17 protein-coding genes and 1 pseudogene are annotated in these 18445 nt (G+C 66.9%); 11 read left to right on the forward strand and 7 right to left on the reverse strand.

Features of this window, described 5'->3' with window-relative positions:
- Positions 1 to 78: 78 nt before the first annotated feature.
- From ACLV8F_RS21440 to otnI, 7 genes and pseudogenes are all read left to right on the forward strand, one after another.
- Entirely contained in the window at positions 79 to 642 is a 564-nt protein-coding gene (locus tag ACLV8F_RS21440; protein WP_411886225.1) for a TMEM165/GDT1 family protein, read from the forward strand.
- Between the two features lie 234 nt (positions 643 to 876).
- Positions 877 to 2037, forward strand: a complete 1161-nt coding sequence (metX, locus tag ACLV8F_RS21445; RefSeq protein ID WP_411886226.1) for a homoserine O-succinyltransferase MetX — start codon at positions 877 to 879, stop codon at positions 2035 to 2037.
- The gene (metW, locus tag ACLV8F_RS21450) at positions 2034 to 2642 is read left to right on the forward strand and encodes a methionine biosynthesis protein MetW (RefSeq protein ID WP_411886227.1); all 609 of its coding nucleotides are present in this window, start codon (positions 2034 to 2036) and stop codon (positions 2640 to 2642) included. The genes metX and metW overlap by 4 nt, the downstream gene beginning before the upstream one ends.
- Before the next feature lie 116 nt (positions 2643 to 2758).
- Positions 2759 to 3049 (forward strand): annotated as a pseudogene (locus tag ACLV8F_RS21455) (rhodanese-like domain-containing protein); the annotation flags it as partial.
- 75 nt (positions 3050 to 3124) lie between these two features.
- Positions 3125 to 4510 carry a chromate efflux transporter gene (gene chrA, locus ACLV8F_RS21460; RefSeq protein ID WP_411886254.1) on the forward strand — a complete coding sequence of 462 codons (1386 nt, stop codon included), beginning with the start codon at positions 3125 to 3127 and terminating at the stop codon, positions 4508 to 4510.
- Positions 4511 to 4585: 75 nt separating this feature from the next.
- Entirely contained in the window at positions 4586 to 6430 is a 1845-nt protein-coding gene (locus ACLV8F_RS21465) for a SulP family inorganic anion transporter (protein ID WP_411886228.1), read from the forward strand.
- Between the two features lie 5 nt (positions 6431 to 6435).
- Positions 6436 to 7269, forward strand: a complete 834-nt coding sequence (gene otnI, locus ACLV8F_RS21470; protein ID WP_411886229.1) for a 2-oxo-tetronate isomerase — start codon at positions 6436 to 6438, stop codon at positions 7267 to 7269.
- A gap of 15 nt (positions 7270 to 7284) precedes the next feature.
- Here the strand turns inward: otnI and alkB are convergent, their stop codons facing one another.
- The 4 genes from alkB to ACLV8F_RS21490 form a co-directional block, all read right to left on the reverse strand.
- Positions 7285 to 7938 (reverse strand): DNA oxidative demethylase AlkB, encoded by a 654-nt coding sequence (gene alkB, locus ACLV8F_RS21475; RefSeq protein WP_411886230.1) that lies wholly within the window; start codon positions 7936 to 7938, stop codon positions 7285 to 7287.
- A gap of 30 nt (positions 7939 to 7968) precedes the next feature.
- A complete protein-coding gene (locus tag ACLV8F_RS21480; RefSeq protein WP_411886231.1) occupies positions 7969 to 8706 on the reverse strand; it encodes a 2OG-Fe(II) oxygenase in 738 nt (245 codons plus the stop codon).
- Positions 8707 to 8806: 100 nt separating this feature from the next.
- Positions 8807 to 9238 (reverse strand): Cu(I)-responsive transcriptional regulator, encoded by a 432-nt coding sequence (gene cueR / locus ACLV8F_RS21485; protein ID WP_411886232.1) that lies wholly within the window; start codon positions 9236 to 9238, stop codon positions 8807 to 8809.
- A complete protein-coding gene (locus ACLV8F_RS21490) occupies positions 9231 to 11672 on the reverse strand; it encodes a heavy metal translocating P-type ATPase (protein ID WP_411886233.1) in 2442 nt (813 codons plus the stop codon). Before ACLV8F_RS21490 ends, cueR begins: the two co-directional genes overlap by 8 nt.
- Positions 11673 to 11821: 149 nt before the next feature.
- Here ACLV8F_RS21490 and ACLV8F_RS21495 point away from each other — a divergent pair, with 149 nt between their 5' ends.
- Both ACLV8F_RS21495 and asd read left to right on the forward strand, forming a co-directional pair.
- Positions 11822 to 12010 carry a heavy-metal-associated domain-containing protein gene (locus ACLV8F_RS21495; protein ID WP_411886234.1) on the forward strand — a complete coding sequence of 63 codons (189 nt, stop codon included), beginning with the start codon at positions 11822 to 11824 and terminating at the stop codon, positions 12008 to 12010.
- Between the two features lie 75 nt (positions 12011 to 12085).
- A complete protein-coding gene (gene asd / locus ACLV8F_RS21500; RefSeq protein ID WP_411886235.1) occupies positions 12086 to 12940 on the forward strand; it encodes an archaetidylserine decarboxylase in 855 nt (284 codons plus the stop codon).
- Here asd and ACLV8F_RS21505 read toward each other — a convergent pair.
- Positions 12937 to 13791: a DUF72 domain-containing protein gene (locus ACLV8F_RS21505; protein WP_411886236.1), complete on the reverse strand. Its 855-nt coding sequence runs from the start codon at positions 13789 to 13791 to the stop codon at positions 12937 to 12939. The genes asd and ACLV8F_RS21505 overlap by 4 nt on opposite strands.
- 230 nt (positions 13792 to 14021) lie before the next feature.
- Between ACLV8F_RS21505 and ACLV8F_RS21510 the strand changes: the two genes are divergently transcribed.
- Together ACLV8F_RS21510 and ACLV8F_RS21515 are read left to right on the forward strand one after the other, a co-directional pair.
- Positions 14022 to 15497, forward strand: a complete 1476-nt coding sequence (locus ACLV8F_RS21510; protein ID WP_411886237.1) for a M20 family metallopeptidase — start codon at positions 14022 to 14024, stop codon at positions 15495 to 15497.
- A 73-nt stretch (positions 15498 to 15570) separates the two neighbouring features.
- Positions 15571 to 16506 carry a lysophospholipase gene (locus ACLV8F_RS21515; protein ID WP_411886238.1) on the forward strand — a complete coding sequence of 312 codons (936 nt, stop codon included), beginning with the start codon at positions 15571 to 15573 and terminating at the stop codon, positions 16504 to 16506.
- Here ACLV8F_RS21515 and ACLV8F_RS21520 read toward each other — a convergent pair.
- Positions 16503 to 17681: an MFS transporter gene (locus ACLV8F_RS21520; RefSeq protein ID WP_411886239.1), complete on the reverse strand. Its 1179-nt coding sequence runs from the start codon at positions 17679 to 17681 to the stop codon at positions 16503 to 16505. The genes ACLV8F_RS21515 and ACLV8F_RS21520 overlap by 4 nt on opposite strands.
- Positions 17678 to 18427, reverse strand: coding sequence for a 16S rRNA (uracil(1498)-N(3))-methyltransferase (locus ACLV8F_RS21525; protein WP_411886240.1), 750 nt, complete (start codon positions 18425 to 18427; stop codon positions 17678 to 17680). The genes ACLV8F_RS21520 and ACLV8F_RS21525 overlap by 4 nt, the downstream gene beginning before the upstream one ends.
- Positions 18428 to 18445: the final 18 nt, after the last annotated feature.

An 18445-nucleotide genomic window follows, 5' to 3' on the forward strand; every position in this document is an offset into this window, starting at 1 on the left:
ACCTTTGACTGCACAGCCTCCGCTTCAGGCCGGGGATGCCGTGCAGTCATGGGTTTCATCCGGCCGGAGTCTTTTTGAATGGAAGCTTTCCTCGTCTCCACGGGCATCGTCGCCCTCGCCGAAATGGGCGACAAGACGCAACTCCTCGCCCTTGTCCTCGCGGCCCGCTTCAAAAAGCCCTGGCCCATCGTCGCCGGCATCCTGGTCGCGACCCTGGCCAACCACGCCTTGGCCGGCGCAGCAGGCGCCTGGGTCACCACGCTGGTCGGCCCGCAAATGCTGCGCTGGATTCTGGGCGCCTCGTTTCTGGCCATGGCCGCCTGGATGCTGGTGCCTGACAAGCTGGACGCGGACGAGGAGGAAAAACCGCCGCGCTACGGCGTGTTCTTCACTACCGTGCTGGTGTTCTTCCTGGCCGAAATGGGCGACAAGACGCAGATCGCCACCGTGATGTTGGCCGCGCGCTACGACGCTATCGTCAGCGTGGTGGCAGGCACCACCTTGGGCATGATGCTGGCCAACGCGCCCGTGGTCTGGCTGGGCGAGCGCGTCACGCGCCTGGTGCCGCTGCGCGTCGTGCACATCATCTCGGCGCTGATCTTTGCCTCACTTGGCCTGATGGCGCTGTTGATCAAGGCGTGAGCGGAGTTATCGCAGTACCAGCAGGGGCCGCGGAACTGGCTTTGCCAGGCCGCAGGCGCAGCGGCCCCCTCGGGGGGCAGCGACCCCCACGAAGTGGGGGAGCGTGGGGGTATACTTTGTTCAGCGCCGATTTGCTCAGCTTGCGGGCGCTTAAAAAGTACAGCTAAAGACGACATCCAAAAACCCGGACTCGCTTTAGCGATGCCGGGTTTTTTGTTTTCTGCAGGTGATTTTTTGACGCTTATTGCCACGCCGCTCAGCATGCATTTTGTCGAGGCCTTGCCGCTGCAGAGCGGCGCCTCGATACGCGCCTACGACCTGAGCTATGAGACCTACGGCGAGCTCAACGCCGACAAATCCAACGCCGTGCTGATCTGCCACGCGCTCAACGCCTCGCACCACGTGGCCGGCGTCTACCTCGATGCGCAGGGCCGGCCCATAGACAAATCCGAAGGCTGGTGGGACACCATGATTGGCCCCGGCAAGCCGGTCGACACCGACCGCTTCTTCGTGATTGGCGTCAACAACCTGGGCTCCTGCTTCGGCTCCACCGGCCCCATGCAGCCCAACCCCGACACGCAGGAACTCTACGGCGCCGACTTTCCCGTCGTCACGGTGCAGGACTGGGTCAGCGCCCAGGCGCGCCTGCTGGATCGCCTGGGCATACAGACCCTGGCCGCGGTCATGGGCGGTAGCCTGGGCGGCATGCAGGCCCTGGCCTGGACGCTGCAATACCCCGATCGCGTGCGCCACGCCGTGGTGGTGGCCAGCGCGCCCAATCTCACGGCCGAAAACATCGCCTTCAACGAGGTGGCCCGCCGCGCCATCGTGACCGACCCCGACTTCCACGGCGGGCATTTCTACCGCCACGGCGTGCTGCCCAAACGCGGCCTGCGCATCGCCCGCATGATCGGCCACATCACGTATTTGAGCGACGACGTGATGAACGAAAAATTCGGCCGCCAGCTGCGCCAGGCGGTCGCGGAAACCGTGAACGCCGACGCGCCCTACAAATACACCACGCAGGACATCGAGTTTGAAATCGAAAGCTACCTGCGCTACCAGGGCGACAAATTCAGCGAATACTTCGACGCCAACACCTATCTGTTGATCACGCGCGCGCTCGACTACTTCGACCCGGCCCGCGCCTACGGCGGCAGCCTTACGCAGGCGCTGGCCCATGTGAAGGCCAAATTCCTGCTTGTGAGCTTCACCACCGACTGGCGCTTTTCCCCGGCGCGAAGCCGCGAGATCGTCAAGGCGCTTCTCGATAACCAGCGCGACGTGAGCTACGCCGAAATCGACGCGCCGCACGGCCATGACGCGTTCTTGCTGGAGGACGAGCGATATCTCGGCGTGGTACGTTCCTACTTCCAGAGCAAGGTGGCCGCATGAACCCGACCGTCGACCTCAATGTGCAGCCCTCAGCCGACATGCTGTCCATCGCCCGGCTGGTGCCGCACGGCTCGCGCGTGCTGGACCTGGGCTGCGGCACCGGCGAAATGCTGGACTACCTGATCCGCGAGCGCGGATGCTCGGGCTACGGCGTCGAGATCAACGACGCCAACGTGCAGGCCTGCGTGGCGCGCGGCGTCAACGTGATCCAGCTCAACCTCGAGGAAGGCCTGGCGCTGTTCGGCGACGGCTCGTTCGACGTGGTGCTGCAGATAGACACCTTGCAACACCTGCGCAACGCCGAAACGATGCTGCGCGAAACCGCGCGCGTGGGCCGCGCCGGCGTCGTCGTGTTCCCCAACTTCGGCCACTGGCCGAACCGTCTGGCTGTCGCGCGCGGCCGCATGCCTGTCACCAAGGTGCTGCCCTACCAGTGGTACGACACGCCCAACATCCGCGTCGGCACGCTACAGGATTTTGAAGCGCTGGCGCTGCAGAACCAGCTGGAGATCCTCGATGCCTTCGGCCTGCAGGACGGCCGCGAAGTCCGCTTCTGGCCGAATGCCCGCGCCAGCCGCGCGGTGTTCAAGTTCCAGCGCGGCTAACGCTGGCGCAGGAACACGTTGCGGTGCTAGTATTCGCTCATCGGGATTTCAGCCTCCCGACTCTTCACAGATAGACGGTGTCCCGTCCAAGCGCTGGCAACTCATTGGAGTATTCCGTGGACACCTCTACCCTTTCTGTTCCCTTTATTTCCCCCCAGGATCTCGCTGCCCGCATGGGCCGCGCGGATGCGCCCTTGCTGCTCGACGTGCGACGCGAGGTGAAATTTCGTGAGAGTCCTCACTTGCTCGCGGGCGCCCTGCGCTGCGCGCCCGAAGACGTGGCCGCCTTTGCCGCATCACAGCCGCCGCGCGAGGTCGTTGTTTACTGCGTGTATGGGCATAACGTCAGCGCCGATGCCGTGGCCACGCTGCGGGCCGCGGGCTGGAATGCCTGCGCCCTGGCCGGCGGCATAGAGGGCGGCGAAGATGGCGTGGATACGCCGCAAGACATTGCCCAATGGCGCGCGTTACGGCCGTCCACCATCGCCAAGCGGCCTGGCGGGGGCGCCACCGGCGAGCAGGCGCCGGCGGCCGTGCCCTTTGCCGATGCGCTCAAATTCTGGCTCAAGCTCGGCTTCACCAGCTTCGGCGGGCCGGCCGGGCAGATCGCCATCATGCACCGCGAACTCGTCGAGCAAAAACGCTGGATCAGTGAGCGCCGCTTCCTGCACGCGCTCAACTACTGCATGCTGCTGCCCGGCCCCGAAGCGCAGCAGCTGGCCACCTACATCGGCTGGCTGATGCACCGCACCTGGGGCGGTGTGGTGGCCGGCGCGCTGTTTGTGCTGCCTTCGCTGTTCATCCTGATCGGGCTGAGCTGGATTTACGTGGCTTTCGGCGACGTGCCGCTGGTGGCGGGCCTGTTCTACGGCATCAAGCCCGCGGTGGCGGCCATCGTGCTGCAGGCGGTGCACCGCATAGGCTCGCGTTCGCTCAGGAAGCCATCGCAGGCGCCCATCCTGTGGGCGATTGCGCTGGGCAGTTTTGTCGCGATCTATGTGCTGAAGCTGCCGTTTCCGCTCATCGTGCTGGGCGCGGCGGTGCTGGGCTGGCTGGGGGCGCGCTTCGCGCCGGCGCAGTTTGCCGGCGGCGCCGGGCATGGCGCCGCGCAAAAGGGGTACGGGCCGGCGCTGATCGACGACGACACGCCTACGCCGGAACACGCGCGCTTCAAGCCTTCGCGCCTGGCGGCCGTGTTGGGGGCGGGCGCGGTGCTGTGGCTGCTCCCCATGGGTGTGCTGCTGGCCGCGCAGGGCTGGAACGCCACGCTGACGCAAATGGGCTGGTTCTTCACCAAGGCCGCGCTGCTCACCTTCGGCGGCGCTTACGCGGTGCTGCCTTACGTTTACCAGGGCGCGGTGGAGCAGTTCCACTGGCTGACGGGCCCGCAAATGATCGACGGCCTGGCGCTGGGCGAAACCACACCCGGCCCGCTGATCATGGTGGTGGCTTTTGTCGGCTTTATGGGCGGCTGGGCCAAACAGGTTCTGGGCCCCGACATGCTGTTCCTGGGCGCGGCGCTGGCGGCCACGGTGGTGACCTGGTTCACCTTCCTGCCTTCCTTCCTGTTCATCCTGGCCGGCGGGCCGCTTGTCGAATCCACGCACGGCAAGGTGCACTTCACCGCGCCGCTCACGGCCATCACTGCGGCGGTGGTCGGCGTGATCGCCAGCCTGGCGCTGTTTTTCCTAGCGCACATCGCCATCCAGGCCGGTAGCGGCCCCTGGTGGGCCAGGCTGGACTTTTTTGCGCTGGCCATCACGGCGGGGGCTGCCGTGGCGCTGCTGCGCTACAAGCGTGGCGTGATCCCGGTGATCGCAGGGTCGGCCCTGGCCGGCTTGCTGCTGCGCTTGTCAGGCTTGGCCTGATCGCTGCGGGGTGCTCCGGCGCGGTATGCTCAAGCCCTCGTGATGGAACCCTCCGCCTCCCGCGCACCCCGATCAATGATTCCGCTCCTGGAACGCCTCTTTGGCGACTGGGTGCGCGACGTATCGCCCGCCACTGTGCGGGCCGACGCCATGGCCGGCCTGCTGGGCGCGGTGCTGGTGCTGCCGCAAGGCATTGCCTTCGCGACGCTGGCCGGCCTGCCGCCGGCCTACGGGCTGTACACCGCCGTCATTCCCTGCATCATTGCCGCGCTGTTCGGCTCCAGCCGGCATGTCATGTCGGGCCCGACCAACGCCAACTCGCTGGCCCTGTTCGCCATGCTCTCCCCGCTGGCCATCGCCTTCAGCCCGCTGTATATCCAGCTCGCGTTGGCCGTCACCGTGATGGTCGGCGTCATGCAGTGGCTGATAGGCGCTTTGCGCCTGGGCGTGCTGGCCAACTTCATTTCGCCGGCCGTGCTCTTCGGTTTTACGTCGGGCGCTGCGCTGCTGATCGCCGTGCACGCGTTGCCCGACCTGCTGGGCCTGGCGGCTGCGCCCGAGCACAGCGCGGCGTCCGTGCTGGGGCATGTGCTCACGCACCTGGGCGCCGCCCAGCCGCTGGCGCTGGGCGTCGCGGCCATCACGCTGGGTGTGGCGCTGCTGCTGCGCCGTGTGCGCCGCAACTGGCCTTACATGCTGATCGGCCTCGTGGTGGCCACCGCGCTGGCCTGGGTGTGGAGCCGTTTCCTGCATCCCGATGCCACGCCGTCGGCCTCGTTGCGCACCGTGGGGCAGATTCCCGTGCCCTGGCCGCGTTTTGAAGTGCCGCGCATCAGCTGGGCGCAGGCGGTAGACCTCGTAGGCCTGGCTTTCGCGCTGACCATCGTCGCGCTGGGCCAGGCGATTTCGATTGCCAAGACGGTGGCGCTGCGCTCCGGCCAGCGCATAGACGCCAACCGCGAGTTCCGCGGCCAGGGCCTGTCCAACATCATCGGCGGGTTTTTCTCGAGCTATGTGTCCTGCGGCTCCATGAACCGCTCCATGCCCAACCTGGAAGCCGGCGCGCGCACGCCGCTGGCCTCGGTGTTTTCCGCGCTGCTGTTGCTGGCGCTGGTGGCCATGAGCGCGCAGTTGCTGGCGCAGATTCCCATGGCGGCGCTGGCGGCCCTGCTGGTGCTGGTGGCCTTTGCGCTGCTGGACGGCGCGCGCTGGCGCCAGCTGTTCGCCCTGAGCCGCAGCGACTTCGCCGTCGCGCTGGCCACCATGGTGGCTACCGTCACCATTCGGCTGGAAATCGCGATCCTGCTGGGCATGATTTTGTCGCTGATGTCTTTCCTCTACCGCACGTCAAAGCCTGCCATGCGCACCATGGGCTTTGACAGCCGCGGGCTGGACCGCCAGTTTGTGGTGATCGACAACTCGCCCGATGCGGGGCTGGAGGCGACCAAAACGCCGGCACCGGAAGGGCCCGAGGACCCGCCGCGCCAGGTGCTGCCGGAATGCCCGCAGCTCAAGCTCTTGCGCATGGAAGGCGAGGTTTACTTCGGCGCAACCCAGCACGTGGCCGACATCCTGCATGCGCTGCGCACCCAGCCGCAACCGCAAAAACACCTGCTGGTCATGGGCAAGAGCATGAACTTCATCGACCTGGCCGGCGCCGAACTGTGGGAGGTTGAGCTCGCCGCGCGACGCGCGATGGGTGGTGACCTGTACTTCCACCGGCCGCGGCCCGAGGTGATCCGCATGTGGCGCAAGACGGGTTTCACGAGCGTGCTCGGCCCCGAGCACCAGTTCCCCGACAAGTTCACCGCCATCTCCACCATCTTCAACAAGCTGGATCCGGAAATCTGCCGGCGCTGCACCGCGCGCATATTCTGGGAATGCAAAACCGCGCCCGGCCCCGATACGCCCACCACCTGAAACCCATGCCCCAATTCGCCGCCAACCTCAGCTGGCTGTACACCGAGCTTCCCATGGCCGAACGCTTTGCCGCCGCCGCGCGCGACGGTTTCACGGCGGTGGAAATCCTCTCGCCCTACGCCTGGGCGCCGCAGGAGCTCAAGGCCATCCTGCAACAGCACGGCCAGCAACTGGTGCTGTTCAACGCGCCGCCGGGCGGCGTGGATGTGGCGAGCATCGAAAAAGCCTGGAGCTCCGCGCAAAAAGGCACGGCCTGCCTGCCGGGCCATGAGGCCGAGTTCCGCGCCGGCATCGCCATCGCGCTTGAATATGCGCAGGCCCTCGGCTGCCCGCGCATCCACGTCATGGCGGGCATAGTGCCCGCCGGCGTGGAGCGCGAAGCGGTGCAAGCCACCTATGTCAACAACCTGCGCGAGGCGGCCGTGCTGGCGGCCAAGGTGGGTGTGGACCTGCTGATAGAACCCATCAACACGCGCGACATCCCGCGCTTCTTTTTGAACCGGCAGGACCACGCGCATGAAATCATCCGCGAAGTGGGCGCGGCCAACGTCAAGGTGCAGATGGACCTCTACCACTGCCAGGTGGTGGAAGGCGACCTGGCCATGAAGCTGCGCAAATACCTGCCCACGGGCCAGGTCGGCCATTTGCAGATCGCCGGCGCGCCGGGACGCAACGAGCCCGACGTCGGCGAGGTCAACTACCCCTACCTGCTGGCGCTGCTCGACGAGCTGGGTTATGACGGCTGGGTCGGCTGTGAGTACAAGCCGCTGCGCGGCGCCCAGGCCGGCGCCACGCCGGACGGGCTGGGCTGGCTGAAAAAATTTCGCGAACGCGCCTGAGCGCGTTCGGCGGGGTCAGCGCGCGCGGCGAAACGTCAGGTTGATACGCCGGCCGCCCAGCCGTGCGTGCTCACCTTGGGCCAGCGGCGCCACGCCGTGATGGGCCAGCCGCGACGGGCCGCCCCACACGGCCACGTCGCCATGCTGCAGGCGGTAGCGCGCAGGCTTGTCGCCACGGTTCAGGCCACCGAACAGGAACACCGCCGGCAAGCCCAGCGATACCGACACGATGGGCGCGTCCATCGTGCCTTCGTCCTTGTCCTGGTGCAGCGAGAGGCGGGCGCCGGGTTCATAGCGGTTGATCAGGCAGGCGTCGGGACGGAAATTGTCAAAGCCCGCTTCCGCCGCCGCGCGCAATGCCAGTTCAGCAAAGCAGGCGGGCATAGCCGGCCAGGGCTTGCCCGACAGCGGGTCTTTCGCGTCATAGCGGTAGCCGCTGCGGTCGGACACCCAGCCCAGCGCGCCGCAGTTGCTCATGGCCACCGACATGGTGTAACCGCCCGGCGTGACCAGGTGGCGCAGCGGCGCGGCTGCGGTGACTGCTTCCACGGCCTGCAGCAGGGCCTCGTCCACGCCGAGCGCAAAACCGCGCAGCAGCGCGGCGCCGGGCGCAATCACCTTGGGCGCCGCATAAGGCGCCGGTGCGTCGTCGAAAAGCCCCAGGGTCAAACCATCTCCTTTGCGGTGCGAGCGGCCAAGTCACTGCGCGTCATGAAAAATAATCCCCAGCGTATGGCGGTGTCCGCTGCGCACGGTGCTCACGCCGTGCCGCATGTTGACCCGGTGAAAACCCCGGCTGCCCTGCACAGGGCGGTGGTGCACGGCGAACACCACGGCATCGCCCTGCGTGAGCGGCACCACCTCGGGTCGTGACTGCATGCGCGGGCGTTGCTCGGTCAGTACAAATTCGCCGCCGGTAAAGTCTTCGCCCGGGCGCGACAGCAGCACCGCGACCTGGATGGGGAACACATGTTCGCCGTACAGATCCTGGTGCAAGCAGTTGTAGTCGCCGGGCCCGTATTGCAAGAGCAGTGGCGTGGGCCGTTGCTGGCCGGCCGCGTGGCAGCGCGCGAGGAAATCGGCGTGGGCAGTGGGATAGCGGACGTCTATGCCCATGGCTTCGTTCCAGGCATTCGCTACGCCGACCAGGCGCGGGTAGAGCGTGGCGCGCAGATTCGCAACAATGTCCGGCAGCGGGTAGCTGAAATACTGGTATTCGCCCTGGCCGAAGCCGTGGCGCTGCATTACCACGCGGCTGCGGAAGCGGTGCGTGTCCGCATACAGGCCGGCGACGGCTTCGCATTCCCGTGCGTCCAGCAAGTGCGGGAGCACGGCGCTGCCGTGGTGGCTCAGCGTGGCTGTGGTGTGGGCCCACTCATCCTCCCCGCCGCCAACGGCATCTGGAAACAGGGTGGGTGCATCGGTAACAAGAGGCATGTAGCAGTCCGTGGGGCGATGGAACATCCACCAACACCCTCAGGATAAATCCGGCGGCTCGCTCACGCTAGCCGGATCCGGACATTCCATTCAACGCGGCTCAGGCCGCCAGCTCGCTCAGGATCGGACAGTCCGGCCGGCTGTTGCCCTGGCAGCAATGCGCCAGGTGGCCCAGGGTCTGCTTCATGGCTTCCATCTCGGCGATGCGGCGCTCCAGGTCGGCCACGTGGGCCAGCGCAATGCGCTTGACGTCCGCGCTGGCACGGCGCTTGTTCTGCCACAGCTTGAGCAGCTCGGTGATCTCGGCCATGCTGAAACCCAGCGCACGGGCGCGGCGTATGAAGCGCAGCGTGTGCACCTCTTTCCCGCCGTACTGGCGGTAGCCCGCGTCGGTGCGGTGCACCGTGGACAGCAGGCCCAGCGATTCGTAGTGGCGAATCATCTTGGCCGACACGCCGGAGCGCGCGGCGGCCTGGCCGATGTTGAGCGGGCCGGCGTCGACCGCGTCAAGGGTGTCAGTGGCTTCATTCATGGGTGCTTCCTTTCCAGCGGCGCAGCAGCAGGGCATTCATCACCACGCTGGCGCTGCTCAGCGCCATGGCGGCGCCGGCGATCACGGGGCTCAAAAAGCCCAGCGCAGCCAGCGGGATGCCGACCAAGTTGTAAACAAAAGCCCAGAACAGGTTCTGGCGAATCTTGGCGTAAGTGCGGCGTGAAATATCAATGGCGTCGGCCACCAGGGAAGGATCGCCGCGCATCAGCGTGATACCGGCCGCATGCATGGCCACGTCGGTGCCGGTGGACATCGCGATGCCCACGTCGGCGGCCGCCAGCGCCGGCGCATCGTTGATGCCGTCGCCCACCATGGCCACGCGCCCGCCCTGCGTTTGCACGCCGATTTTCAGCTGCCCGATGATGGCGGCCTTGTCTTGCGGCAGCACCTGGCTGTGCACGATGTCCATGCCCAGTTGCCGCGCCACGGTTTCGGCGCTGCCGCGGTTGTCGCCGGTCACCAGGGCGGTCTGTATGCCCAGCGCGTGCAGGCGGGCAATAGCAGGCCCTGCGCTGGTTTTGAGCGTGTCCCCGAAGGCCATCAATCCCAGCAAGCGGGGTGTGTCACCGGCTTCGGCCAGCCAGGACACCGTGCGGCCCTGGGCTTCAAGCGCTTTGGCGCGCGCGCTCAGCGCCGCGAAAGTATGGAGGTCCAGCCCCAGCTCCTGCATGAAGCGCGGGCTGCCGAGCCGGAGTTCGCGGCCGGCGACTATTGCGGCCATGCCGCGCCCCGCGACGGCGCGCAGCTGTGTAGCTGCCGGGATTTCAATCTGTTGTTCCATCGCGCGCCGCGTCACGGCGCGGGCCAGCGGGTGTTCACTGCCTGACTGGATGGCGGCGGCCCAGGCCAGCAGTTCATCCGCTGCGATGGCGTTGGGCTCCAGCGCCACCAGTTCAGGCTTGCCTTCCGTCAGCGTGCCGGTCTTGTCGAAGGCCACGACCTTGACGCCGTGCGCCACCTCCAGCGCCTCGGCGTCCTTGATCAGGATGCCCTGGCGGGCGGCGGCGCCGGTCCCCACCATGATGGCGGTGGGCGTGGCCAGGCCCAGCGCGCAGGGGCAGGCAATCACCAGCACGGCAACCGCATTCAGGATGGCGGCCTCCCAGTCCTGCGTGGCCAGGCCCCAGCCCAGCAGCGTCACCAGGGCAATGGCGATGACCACCGGCACGAACACGGCGCTGACCTGGTCGACCAGCCGCTGTATGGGCGCTTTTTTGGCCTGCGCCGACTCCACCATGCGCACGATGCGCGCCAGCGTGGTTTCCGCACCTATGGCCGTGGTGCGCACCACGACCAGGCCTTCGGCATTGACCGCACCGCCCGTCACATGCTCGCCCGCGTGTTTGGCGACCGGCAGGCTTTCGCCGGTGATCAGCGATTCGTCCACCTGCGTGGCGCCTTCCACGATCTCACCGTCCACCGCGATGCGTTCGCCGGGGCGCACCACCACTAGGTCGCCGAGCTGAATGTCTTGCAGGGCGACGTCTTCGTCTTTGCCGCCCTGGCGGCGGCGCGCCGTGTCGGGCCGCAGTGCCTGCAACGCGCGGATGGCGGCCGTCGTCTGGCGCTTGGCGCGGGCTTCCATCCATTTGCCCAGCAGCACCAGCGTGATGACGACGGCCGAGGCTTCGAAATACAGGTGGGCCATGCCGTGGCCGCCGTGGCGCAGCAGCTGGTAGACGCTCAGGCCGTAGGCCGCCGACGTGCCCAGGGCGACCAGCAGGTCCATGTTGCCGGTGCGGGCGCGCAGGGCGCTCCAGCCCGCGCGGTAAAAACGCGCGCCCAGCCAGAACTGCACCGGCGTGGCGAGCAGCCACTGCAGCCAGCCGTCCAGCATCCATTCCTTGCCGAACAGCGCGCCCACCATCGGCAGTGCGAGTGGCGCGGACAAAACAGCCGCCAGTGCGATGGGCCACCACGCGGCGGCGGGTTTGTCCACGGGAGCGCCGGAGGCGGGGATTTCGCACGCCTGGTAGCCGGCCCTGGCCACCGCCGCCATCAGCGCGGGCAGCAACGCACCCCCGCCGGCTGTGCTGACCTCGGCGGTTTCGGTCGCCAGGTTGACGCTGGCCGACAGCACCCCGGGCACCTGCTTGAGCGCTTTTTCGACCCGCGACACGCAGGAGGCGCAGGTCATACCGCCGATCTGGAGTTGCAGGGTTTGCGTAGCGATGGCGTAACCCGCTTTGGTGACGGCCGTCTTCAGCGCATCTATGCCGACGTCCCCGCGCGCCTTGAGGCTGGCCTGCTCGGTCGCGAAGTTGACGCTGACGTCCTGCACGCCGGGGACATCGGCCAGCGAGCGCTCCACGCGCGCCACGCAGGACGCGCAGCTCATGCCCTCGATAGGGAACTGCCACTCGGTCAGCGTGGCCGCGGTGGGCGGTGTTTCTAAGGTAGATGTGATGTTCATGGGGATAGTCTGAACCTTACCACCATGGGAGGGTCAAGCGCTATGGCGCAATAGCCCTGGATCGGGGCAGGGCTTGGCGGGCCGCGCTTGACCCTGCCCCCATGGGAAGGTTCAGACTCCTGTTCTTTAACGACACTAGGAATCTTTCGATGGACTTCAACATCCCCGCCATGAGCTGCGGCCACTGCGCCGGCGTCATCACCCAAACCATCAAGGCGCTGGACCCGGCCGCGCAGGTCAACGTGGACCTGGCGTCCAAAAAAGTCGTGGTGGAATCCTCGCAGGACCGGCAAATCGTGGCGAAGGCGCTCGCAGAGGCGGGTTATCCCGCACAGTAAGGCGCCAATATCCGACGGGGAAGGCGGTTTGGGCGTCGATAGAATGGCCCTTCCTTCCTCCTTAGAAGCCGCCTAGTGTCCGACCGATCCGCCGTCCTCCCCCAATACCTGTTCCCCAAGCAGGCGCTGACTGCCTTTGCCGGTTTCGTGGCTTCGCGCGAGCGCGGCTGGGTCACCACGGAAATCATCCGCCGCTTTGTCGCCAAGTACCAGGTCAACATGGACGAGGCGCTCAATTCGGACATCGCCAGCTACCTCACCTTCAACGACTTCTTCACGCGCGCGCTCAAGCCCGGCGCGCGGCCGCTCGCCGCGGCCGAGCTGGTGTCGCCGGTGGACGGCGCGATCAGCCAGTTCGGCGCCATCGAGAAAGACCAGATCTTCCAGGCCAAGGGCCACAGTTATTCCACCACCGCGCTGGTGGGCGGCGACGCGGCGCTGGCGGCCGACTACCAGGACGGGCATTTCGCGACGCTCTACCTGAGCCCCAAGGACTACCACCGCATCCACATGCCGGCAGGCGGGCGGCTGGTGCGCATGATTTATGTGCCAGGTGAGCTGTTTTCCGTCAACCCGGTCACCGCGCGCGGCGTGCCCGGGCTGTTCGCGCGCAATGAGCGCGTGGTCTGCGTGTTTGAATCGGCGCGCGGGCCTTTTGTGCTGGTGCTGGTCGGTGCCACCATCGTCGGCAGCATGGCCACGGTGTGGCACGGCGTGGTGAATCCGCCGCGCGGCAAGGTGGTGCGGCAATGGGACTATCCCGACGAGCCGACCTCGGCGATCCGCCTCAAGCAGGGCGAAGAAATGGGCCGCTTCCTGCTGGGCTCCACGGTAGTGATGCTGTTTCCCAAAGGGCCGCTGCAGTTCAACCCCGAGTGGGCGCCCGGCCGCGAAATCCGGCTCGGCGAAGCCATGGCGGTCTACGGTTAGGCGGAAGGCGTGAATCCGAGGCGGTTTAAAAACGCCATGGCCGCGGCCGGCGCCCTTTCCTTGGCGCCATTGATGAAATACACAAACACGTCGCGCGGCTTGCCTTGTGCGGGCACGTCCTCCAGCATCGGCAGGTCGGCCGGCGCATCGCCTGCGGCCCACTGACGTGCACGCGCCGCCCAGGCATCCAGCGCGCCTTCCTCATAACCGGTTTCCAGCCCAGCCTCGCTCATCATCAGCCGGGCATAGGCAAAGTCGCCCGTGAGGTCGGCAAAAGACGGGAATTTGTCAGCGTCGGTAAACACGGTGGCGACCTTGTAACGGCGCGCCAGCGCCAGGTAGTCGGGCGACATAAAACTTTCGTGCCGCACGTCGACCACGTGGCGCAGCGTCCGGCCGTCCACCTGCCTGGGCAGCAGCGCCAGGAAGGTCTCGAAATCCCCGGGCTCAAACACCTTGCCGGGCATGAACTGCCAGACGATGGGGCCCAGCTTGCCGCCCAGTTCGCTGATGCCGCTTTCCGTGAAACGCTGGATGGACTCACCCGCCTCGGCCAGCACGCGGCGGTTGGTCGCGTAGCGCGAGGCCTTCAGGGAAAACACGAAGTTGTCGGGTGTCTCGTCATGCCACTTTTTGAAGCTGGCCGGCTTGAGCGTGCCGTAATAAGTGCCGTTGACCTCGATGGCGCTGAGCCGGCGGCTGGCGTATTCGAGTTCCCGGCTGTGCGGCAGGCCCGGCGGGAAAAAGTTGCTCCGCCAGGGCTCGAAGGTCCAGCCGCCCACGCCCGCGCGTATGCGGGAATGGGGCGTGGCGGTGGAAGAAGCGGGCTGTGCGCGGCTTGCTGGTGTCATGGCGGCTCCGTGGCGTACTTTGTACTTGTCTGTTCTCTCGTCTAAATAGAGGGGAAAGAAGAGGGGATATCTTTGCCCTTGCCCGCCGCGGGCGCTGTAGGCCGAAAACCCGAATTGCGGGTCTTGCGGTGCTCGGTGGCGCGGTGTGTGTCGGAAGCGTACAGTAGCAGTTGCCGCAGCAAAACGCTGCCCTAAAAAGCCGTCTTTTTTCTCTCCCCCGGAGTCTTTCCATGAACGCCCCACTGCACCGCGAAATCCCCGCCAGCATCCTCAACGCCGCCCAGGCCCTGTCCCAGGTCACTGCCCAGTGGGACGGCGACATCGTCAAACAGATCACCGACTACATCTCCATCCCCGCCAAGTCCCCCACCTTCGACAGCGACTGGGCGCAGCACGGCTACATCGACACCGTCATGCGCAATGCGGCGGCCTGGGTCGAGGCGCAGAAGGTCGAAGGCCTCACGCTGGAAATCGTGCGCCTGGAAGGCCGCACGCCGGTGCTGTTTTTTGAAATCCCCGCGACGCGCGCCGACTCAACGCAAACCGTGCTGATGTACGGCCACCTCGACAAGCAGCCCGAGTTCACCGGCTGGCGCAACGACCTGAGCCCCTGGGCCGCCAAATACGAGGACGGCAAGCTCTACGGCCGCGGCGCCGCCGACGACGGTTATGCGGTCTATGCCAGCATCGCCGCGGTGCAGGCGCTCAAAGCGCAAAACGTGCCGCATCCGCGCATCGTCGGCCTGATCGAAACCTGCGAGGAAAGCGGCTCCTACGACCTGCTGCCTTACGTCAATGCCCTGCGCGAGCGCATGGGTGACGTCGCGCTGGTGGTGTGCCTGGATTCCGGCGCGGGCAATTACGACCAGCTGTGGCTGACGACCAGCCTGCGCGGCAACGCGGCGGGCGTGCTCAAGGTCGAAATCCTCACCGAAGGCGTGCACTCCGGCGACGCCAGCGGCCTTGTGCCCTCGAGCTTTCGCATCATGCGCCAGGTGCTGGACCGCCTTGAAGACAGCAAGACCGGCCGCCTGCTGCCGCAGAGTTTTCACTGCGAAATCCCGGCCGACCGGCTGGTCCAGGCGCAGGCCACCGCCAAGATCCTGGGCGAGGAAATCTACAAGCGTTTTCCGTGGGCGCACTACGACTGCGAAGGCTCCAGCACCTTCGCGCTGCCGACCACCACCGACCCGGTCGAGGCCTTGCTCAACCGCACCTGGCGCCCCACGCTGAGCGTGACGGGCGCCGAAGGCTTTCCGGCGCTCAAGGATGCGGGCAACGTGCTGCGCCCCTACACCGCCTTCAAGCTGTCGCTGCGTTTCCCGCCGCTGATCGACGCGAGCGCCGCGGTGCAGGAACTCAAGACGCTGCTCGAAGACAACGCGCCCTACCAGGCCAAGGTCACGTTTGAAAGCAACGGCGGCGCGACCGGCTGGAACGCGCCCAGCACCGTGCCCTGGTTTGAGAACGCGCTCAACGACGCCTCGCAAAGCTTTTTCGGCGCGCCTTGCGGCACCATAGGCCAGGGCGGCACCATTCCGCTGATGAGCATGCTGAGCAAGGGTTTCCCCAAGGCGCAGATGATGGTCTGCGGCGTGCTGGGCCCCAAGAGCAATGCCCACGGCCCCAACGAATTCCTGAACGTGCCCTATGCCAAGAAGCTGACCGCCGCGGTCGCGCACGTGATGGCCCGCGTTCCCGGCTGAATCGGGTGCGCTCTTCTTTCTTGCGCCGCGGCTTGCCCGGCGCGGACCTTCCAGGCCAGGCTTGCGCCGCCGCATGCACTCGACCGTCCTAGCGCCTTTCACCGCCCGCGACGGCGAGAACCTGGCCTTGTACGAATGGCCGCTGGATGCCTGGGCCAGTGAAACAGGCCACCGCGTGCTGCCGCCGCGCGCCGTCGTGCTGCTGGTGCACGGCCTGGGGGAGCACGCCAGCCGCTATGAGCATGTCGCGCACCGGCTGCTCGAATGGGGTTTCGCGGTGCGCGCCTACGACCAGCGCGGCCATGGTGAGTCGGGCGGCGCGCGCGGTGTGCTGCCGAATGAAAGCGCCCTGCTGGACGACCTGGCCGAAGTGGTCGACGATACGCGGCTGCGTTGCATGCGCCTGCTACAGGGCGACGATGCCTACGACGACCCGCCGCCACCGCCCTCCGCCGTTCACCTGCCGCTGATCCTCCTGGGCCACAGCCTGGGCGGCCTGGTCGCAAGCCGTTTTGTCGCGCTGGGCATACGCCCGGTGGAGGGCCTGGTGCTGTCCTCGCCGGCGCTGGATGCGGGGCTCAACCCCTTGCAAAAGCTGCTGCTGGCCTTTATGCCCAAGCTGCTTCCCGACCTGTGCCTGGGCAACGGCCTGGACGTGCGGTATCTCTCGCACGATCCCGAGGTGGTGAAAAAATACCAGGCCGACCGGCAGGTGCACAGCAGGATTTCGCCCCGGCTGGGCAAGTTCATCGCCACGGCCGGCCCGGCGACGGTGGCCGCCGCCACGCACTGGCGCACGCCCACGCTGCTGATGTATGCGGGTGCGGACCGCCTGGTCAACCCGGCGGGCAGCCGCGCTTTCGCGGACAACGCCATCGGGTCACAGGCCGTCACGCCCGGCACCGTGACCGCGCGTTGCTTTGAGGGCCTCTACCACGAGATCTTCAACGAGACCGATTCGGCGCCTGTGTTCGACACACTCAAATCCTGGCTGGACGCGCGCTTCTAAACGCCGGCGGCGGCGCCGCTTTTGCGCTGTCCCAACGCCAGCCAGGCCAGCGCCGCCCCCGTCAGCCCCAGCGGCAACAGCGAACCCAGGTTCAGCAATGCCCAGCCCTGCGTGGTCACCAGCACGCCCGAGGCCAGCGATGAAACCGCCAGCACGGCAAAGATGCAGAAGTTGAGCGCGCCCTGCGCCTTGTCTTTTTCTTCGGGGCGGTAGGCCGTCAGCGCCAGTGTGGTGGCGCCGGTGAAGAGGAAATTCCAGCCCAGGCCCAACAGAAAGAGCGCCGCCAGGAACTGCTTCAGGTCCACGCCCGTGAGCGCGATCAGCACGCACAGCACGTTCAGCGCCAGGCCCACCGCCATGATGGGCAGGGTGCCGAAGCGGCGTATCAGGTGGCCGGTGAAAAAACCGGGCGCGAACATGCCGATCACGTGCCACTCCAGCACCAGCGCGACGCTGGAAAACGGCAGGCCGCAGACCTGCATGGCGATCGGCGTGGCGGCCATCAGGAGGTTCATCACGCCAAAACCCAGGGCGCCGGCCGCCGCGGCCACGATAAAGACGGGTTGCCGCATGATCTCGGAAAGCGGACGACCTCCCCGGGCCGCATGCGCTTCGGGCGGCGGCGGAAACCGGATGAAGGCCAGCAGCGCCATGGACAGCAAGGCAACGCCGGCCAGCGCGAGGTAAGCGCCGGCAAAAGGCACGTCGGTCAGCCCGCGTGTGTAGGACGCGAGGTTGGGCCCGGCGACGGCGCCCAGCAGGCCGCCGGCCATCACCAGCGAAATGGCTTTTTCACGGAAGGCCGGCAGGGCCAACTCGGCCGCGGCAAAGCGGTAGAGCTGCGCATTGGCGTTGTAGTAGCCGGCCACCACGGTCGCGGCCACCAGCAGCCAGAAATTTTTACCGTAGGCCGCATAGCAGCACAGCAGGGCCGAGGCCACGGCCACCAGCAGGCCCAGCTGGAATGAGGTTTTACGGCCGAAGCGTGTCTGCGTGCGCGCCACCACAGACGTCGACAACGCGCCGCCCACCACATAACCCATGACCGGCAAAGTCGCCATCCAGCCCAGCGGCGCGAGGTTCAGGCCGACCAGGCCGTTGATGGCGATGAAGGTGACGTTGTTGGTGAGAAACAGGCCCTGGCACACGGCCAGCAGCCAGAGGTTGGGGTTCATCCGGCCGCGCCCAGCGTCAGCAGGGACAGGCAGGCCAGCGGCGCGGTTTCAGCCCGCAGCACGCGCGGGCCCAGCGTGACGGGGCCAAAGCCGCAGGCGATGGCCGCGGCCGCTTCGGCGGGGCTGAGGCCGCCCTCGGGGCCGCTTAAAAACGTCAGGGCGCCGCTGCCCGCCACCGCCTGGGCCAGCGGGCGGCTGCCTTCTTGCAGTGACAGCAGCAGGCGGGTTCCGTTTGCGGCCGCGGCGCCCTTGAGCCAGTCGGCCAGCGTGGCGACGTCGTGGATCAGCGGCACGCGGCTGCGGCCGCATTGCTCACAGGCGGCGACGGCCACACCGCGCCAGTGCGCGATTTTTTTGTCGGCCCGTTCGCCCTTGATGCGCAGCACGCTGCGCTCGCTTATCAGGGGCTGGATGCTGGCGGCGCCCAGTTCGGCGGCTTTTTCAACCAGCCAGTCCATGCGCTCGTTGGCCGGCATGGCAACGGCCAGATGGATGGCGCGGCCTGCCTCGCGCGCCGTGGGGATGTAGGCGCCTACGATCACTTCGACGTCGCTGCGGCCCATGCGCGCGACGGTGGCTTCGAACTCTCCTTCGCTGCCGGGCAGGCCGTCGCCCTGGCCGTTGAACAGCGAGAGGGCATCCCCGGGCTGCAGCCGCAGGACCTGCACATGGCGGGCGGTGGCCGGTGGCAGCTGGACGGTCGAGCCCGTCGCCAGTGCCATGTCCGCGTAGAAACGGGCTGTCACGGCGTGGCCTTGGCTTTT

Origin of the sequence: Polaromonas sp. YR568, from assembly GCF_943369675.1 — a bacterium.
Lineage (GTDB): Bacteria > Pseudomonadota > Gammaproteobacteria > Burkholderiales > Burkholderiaceae_C > Polaromonas.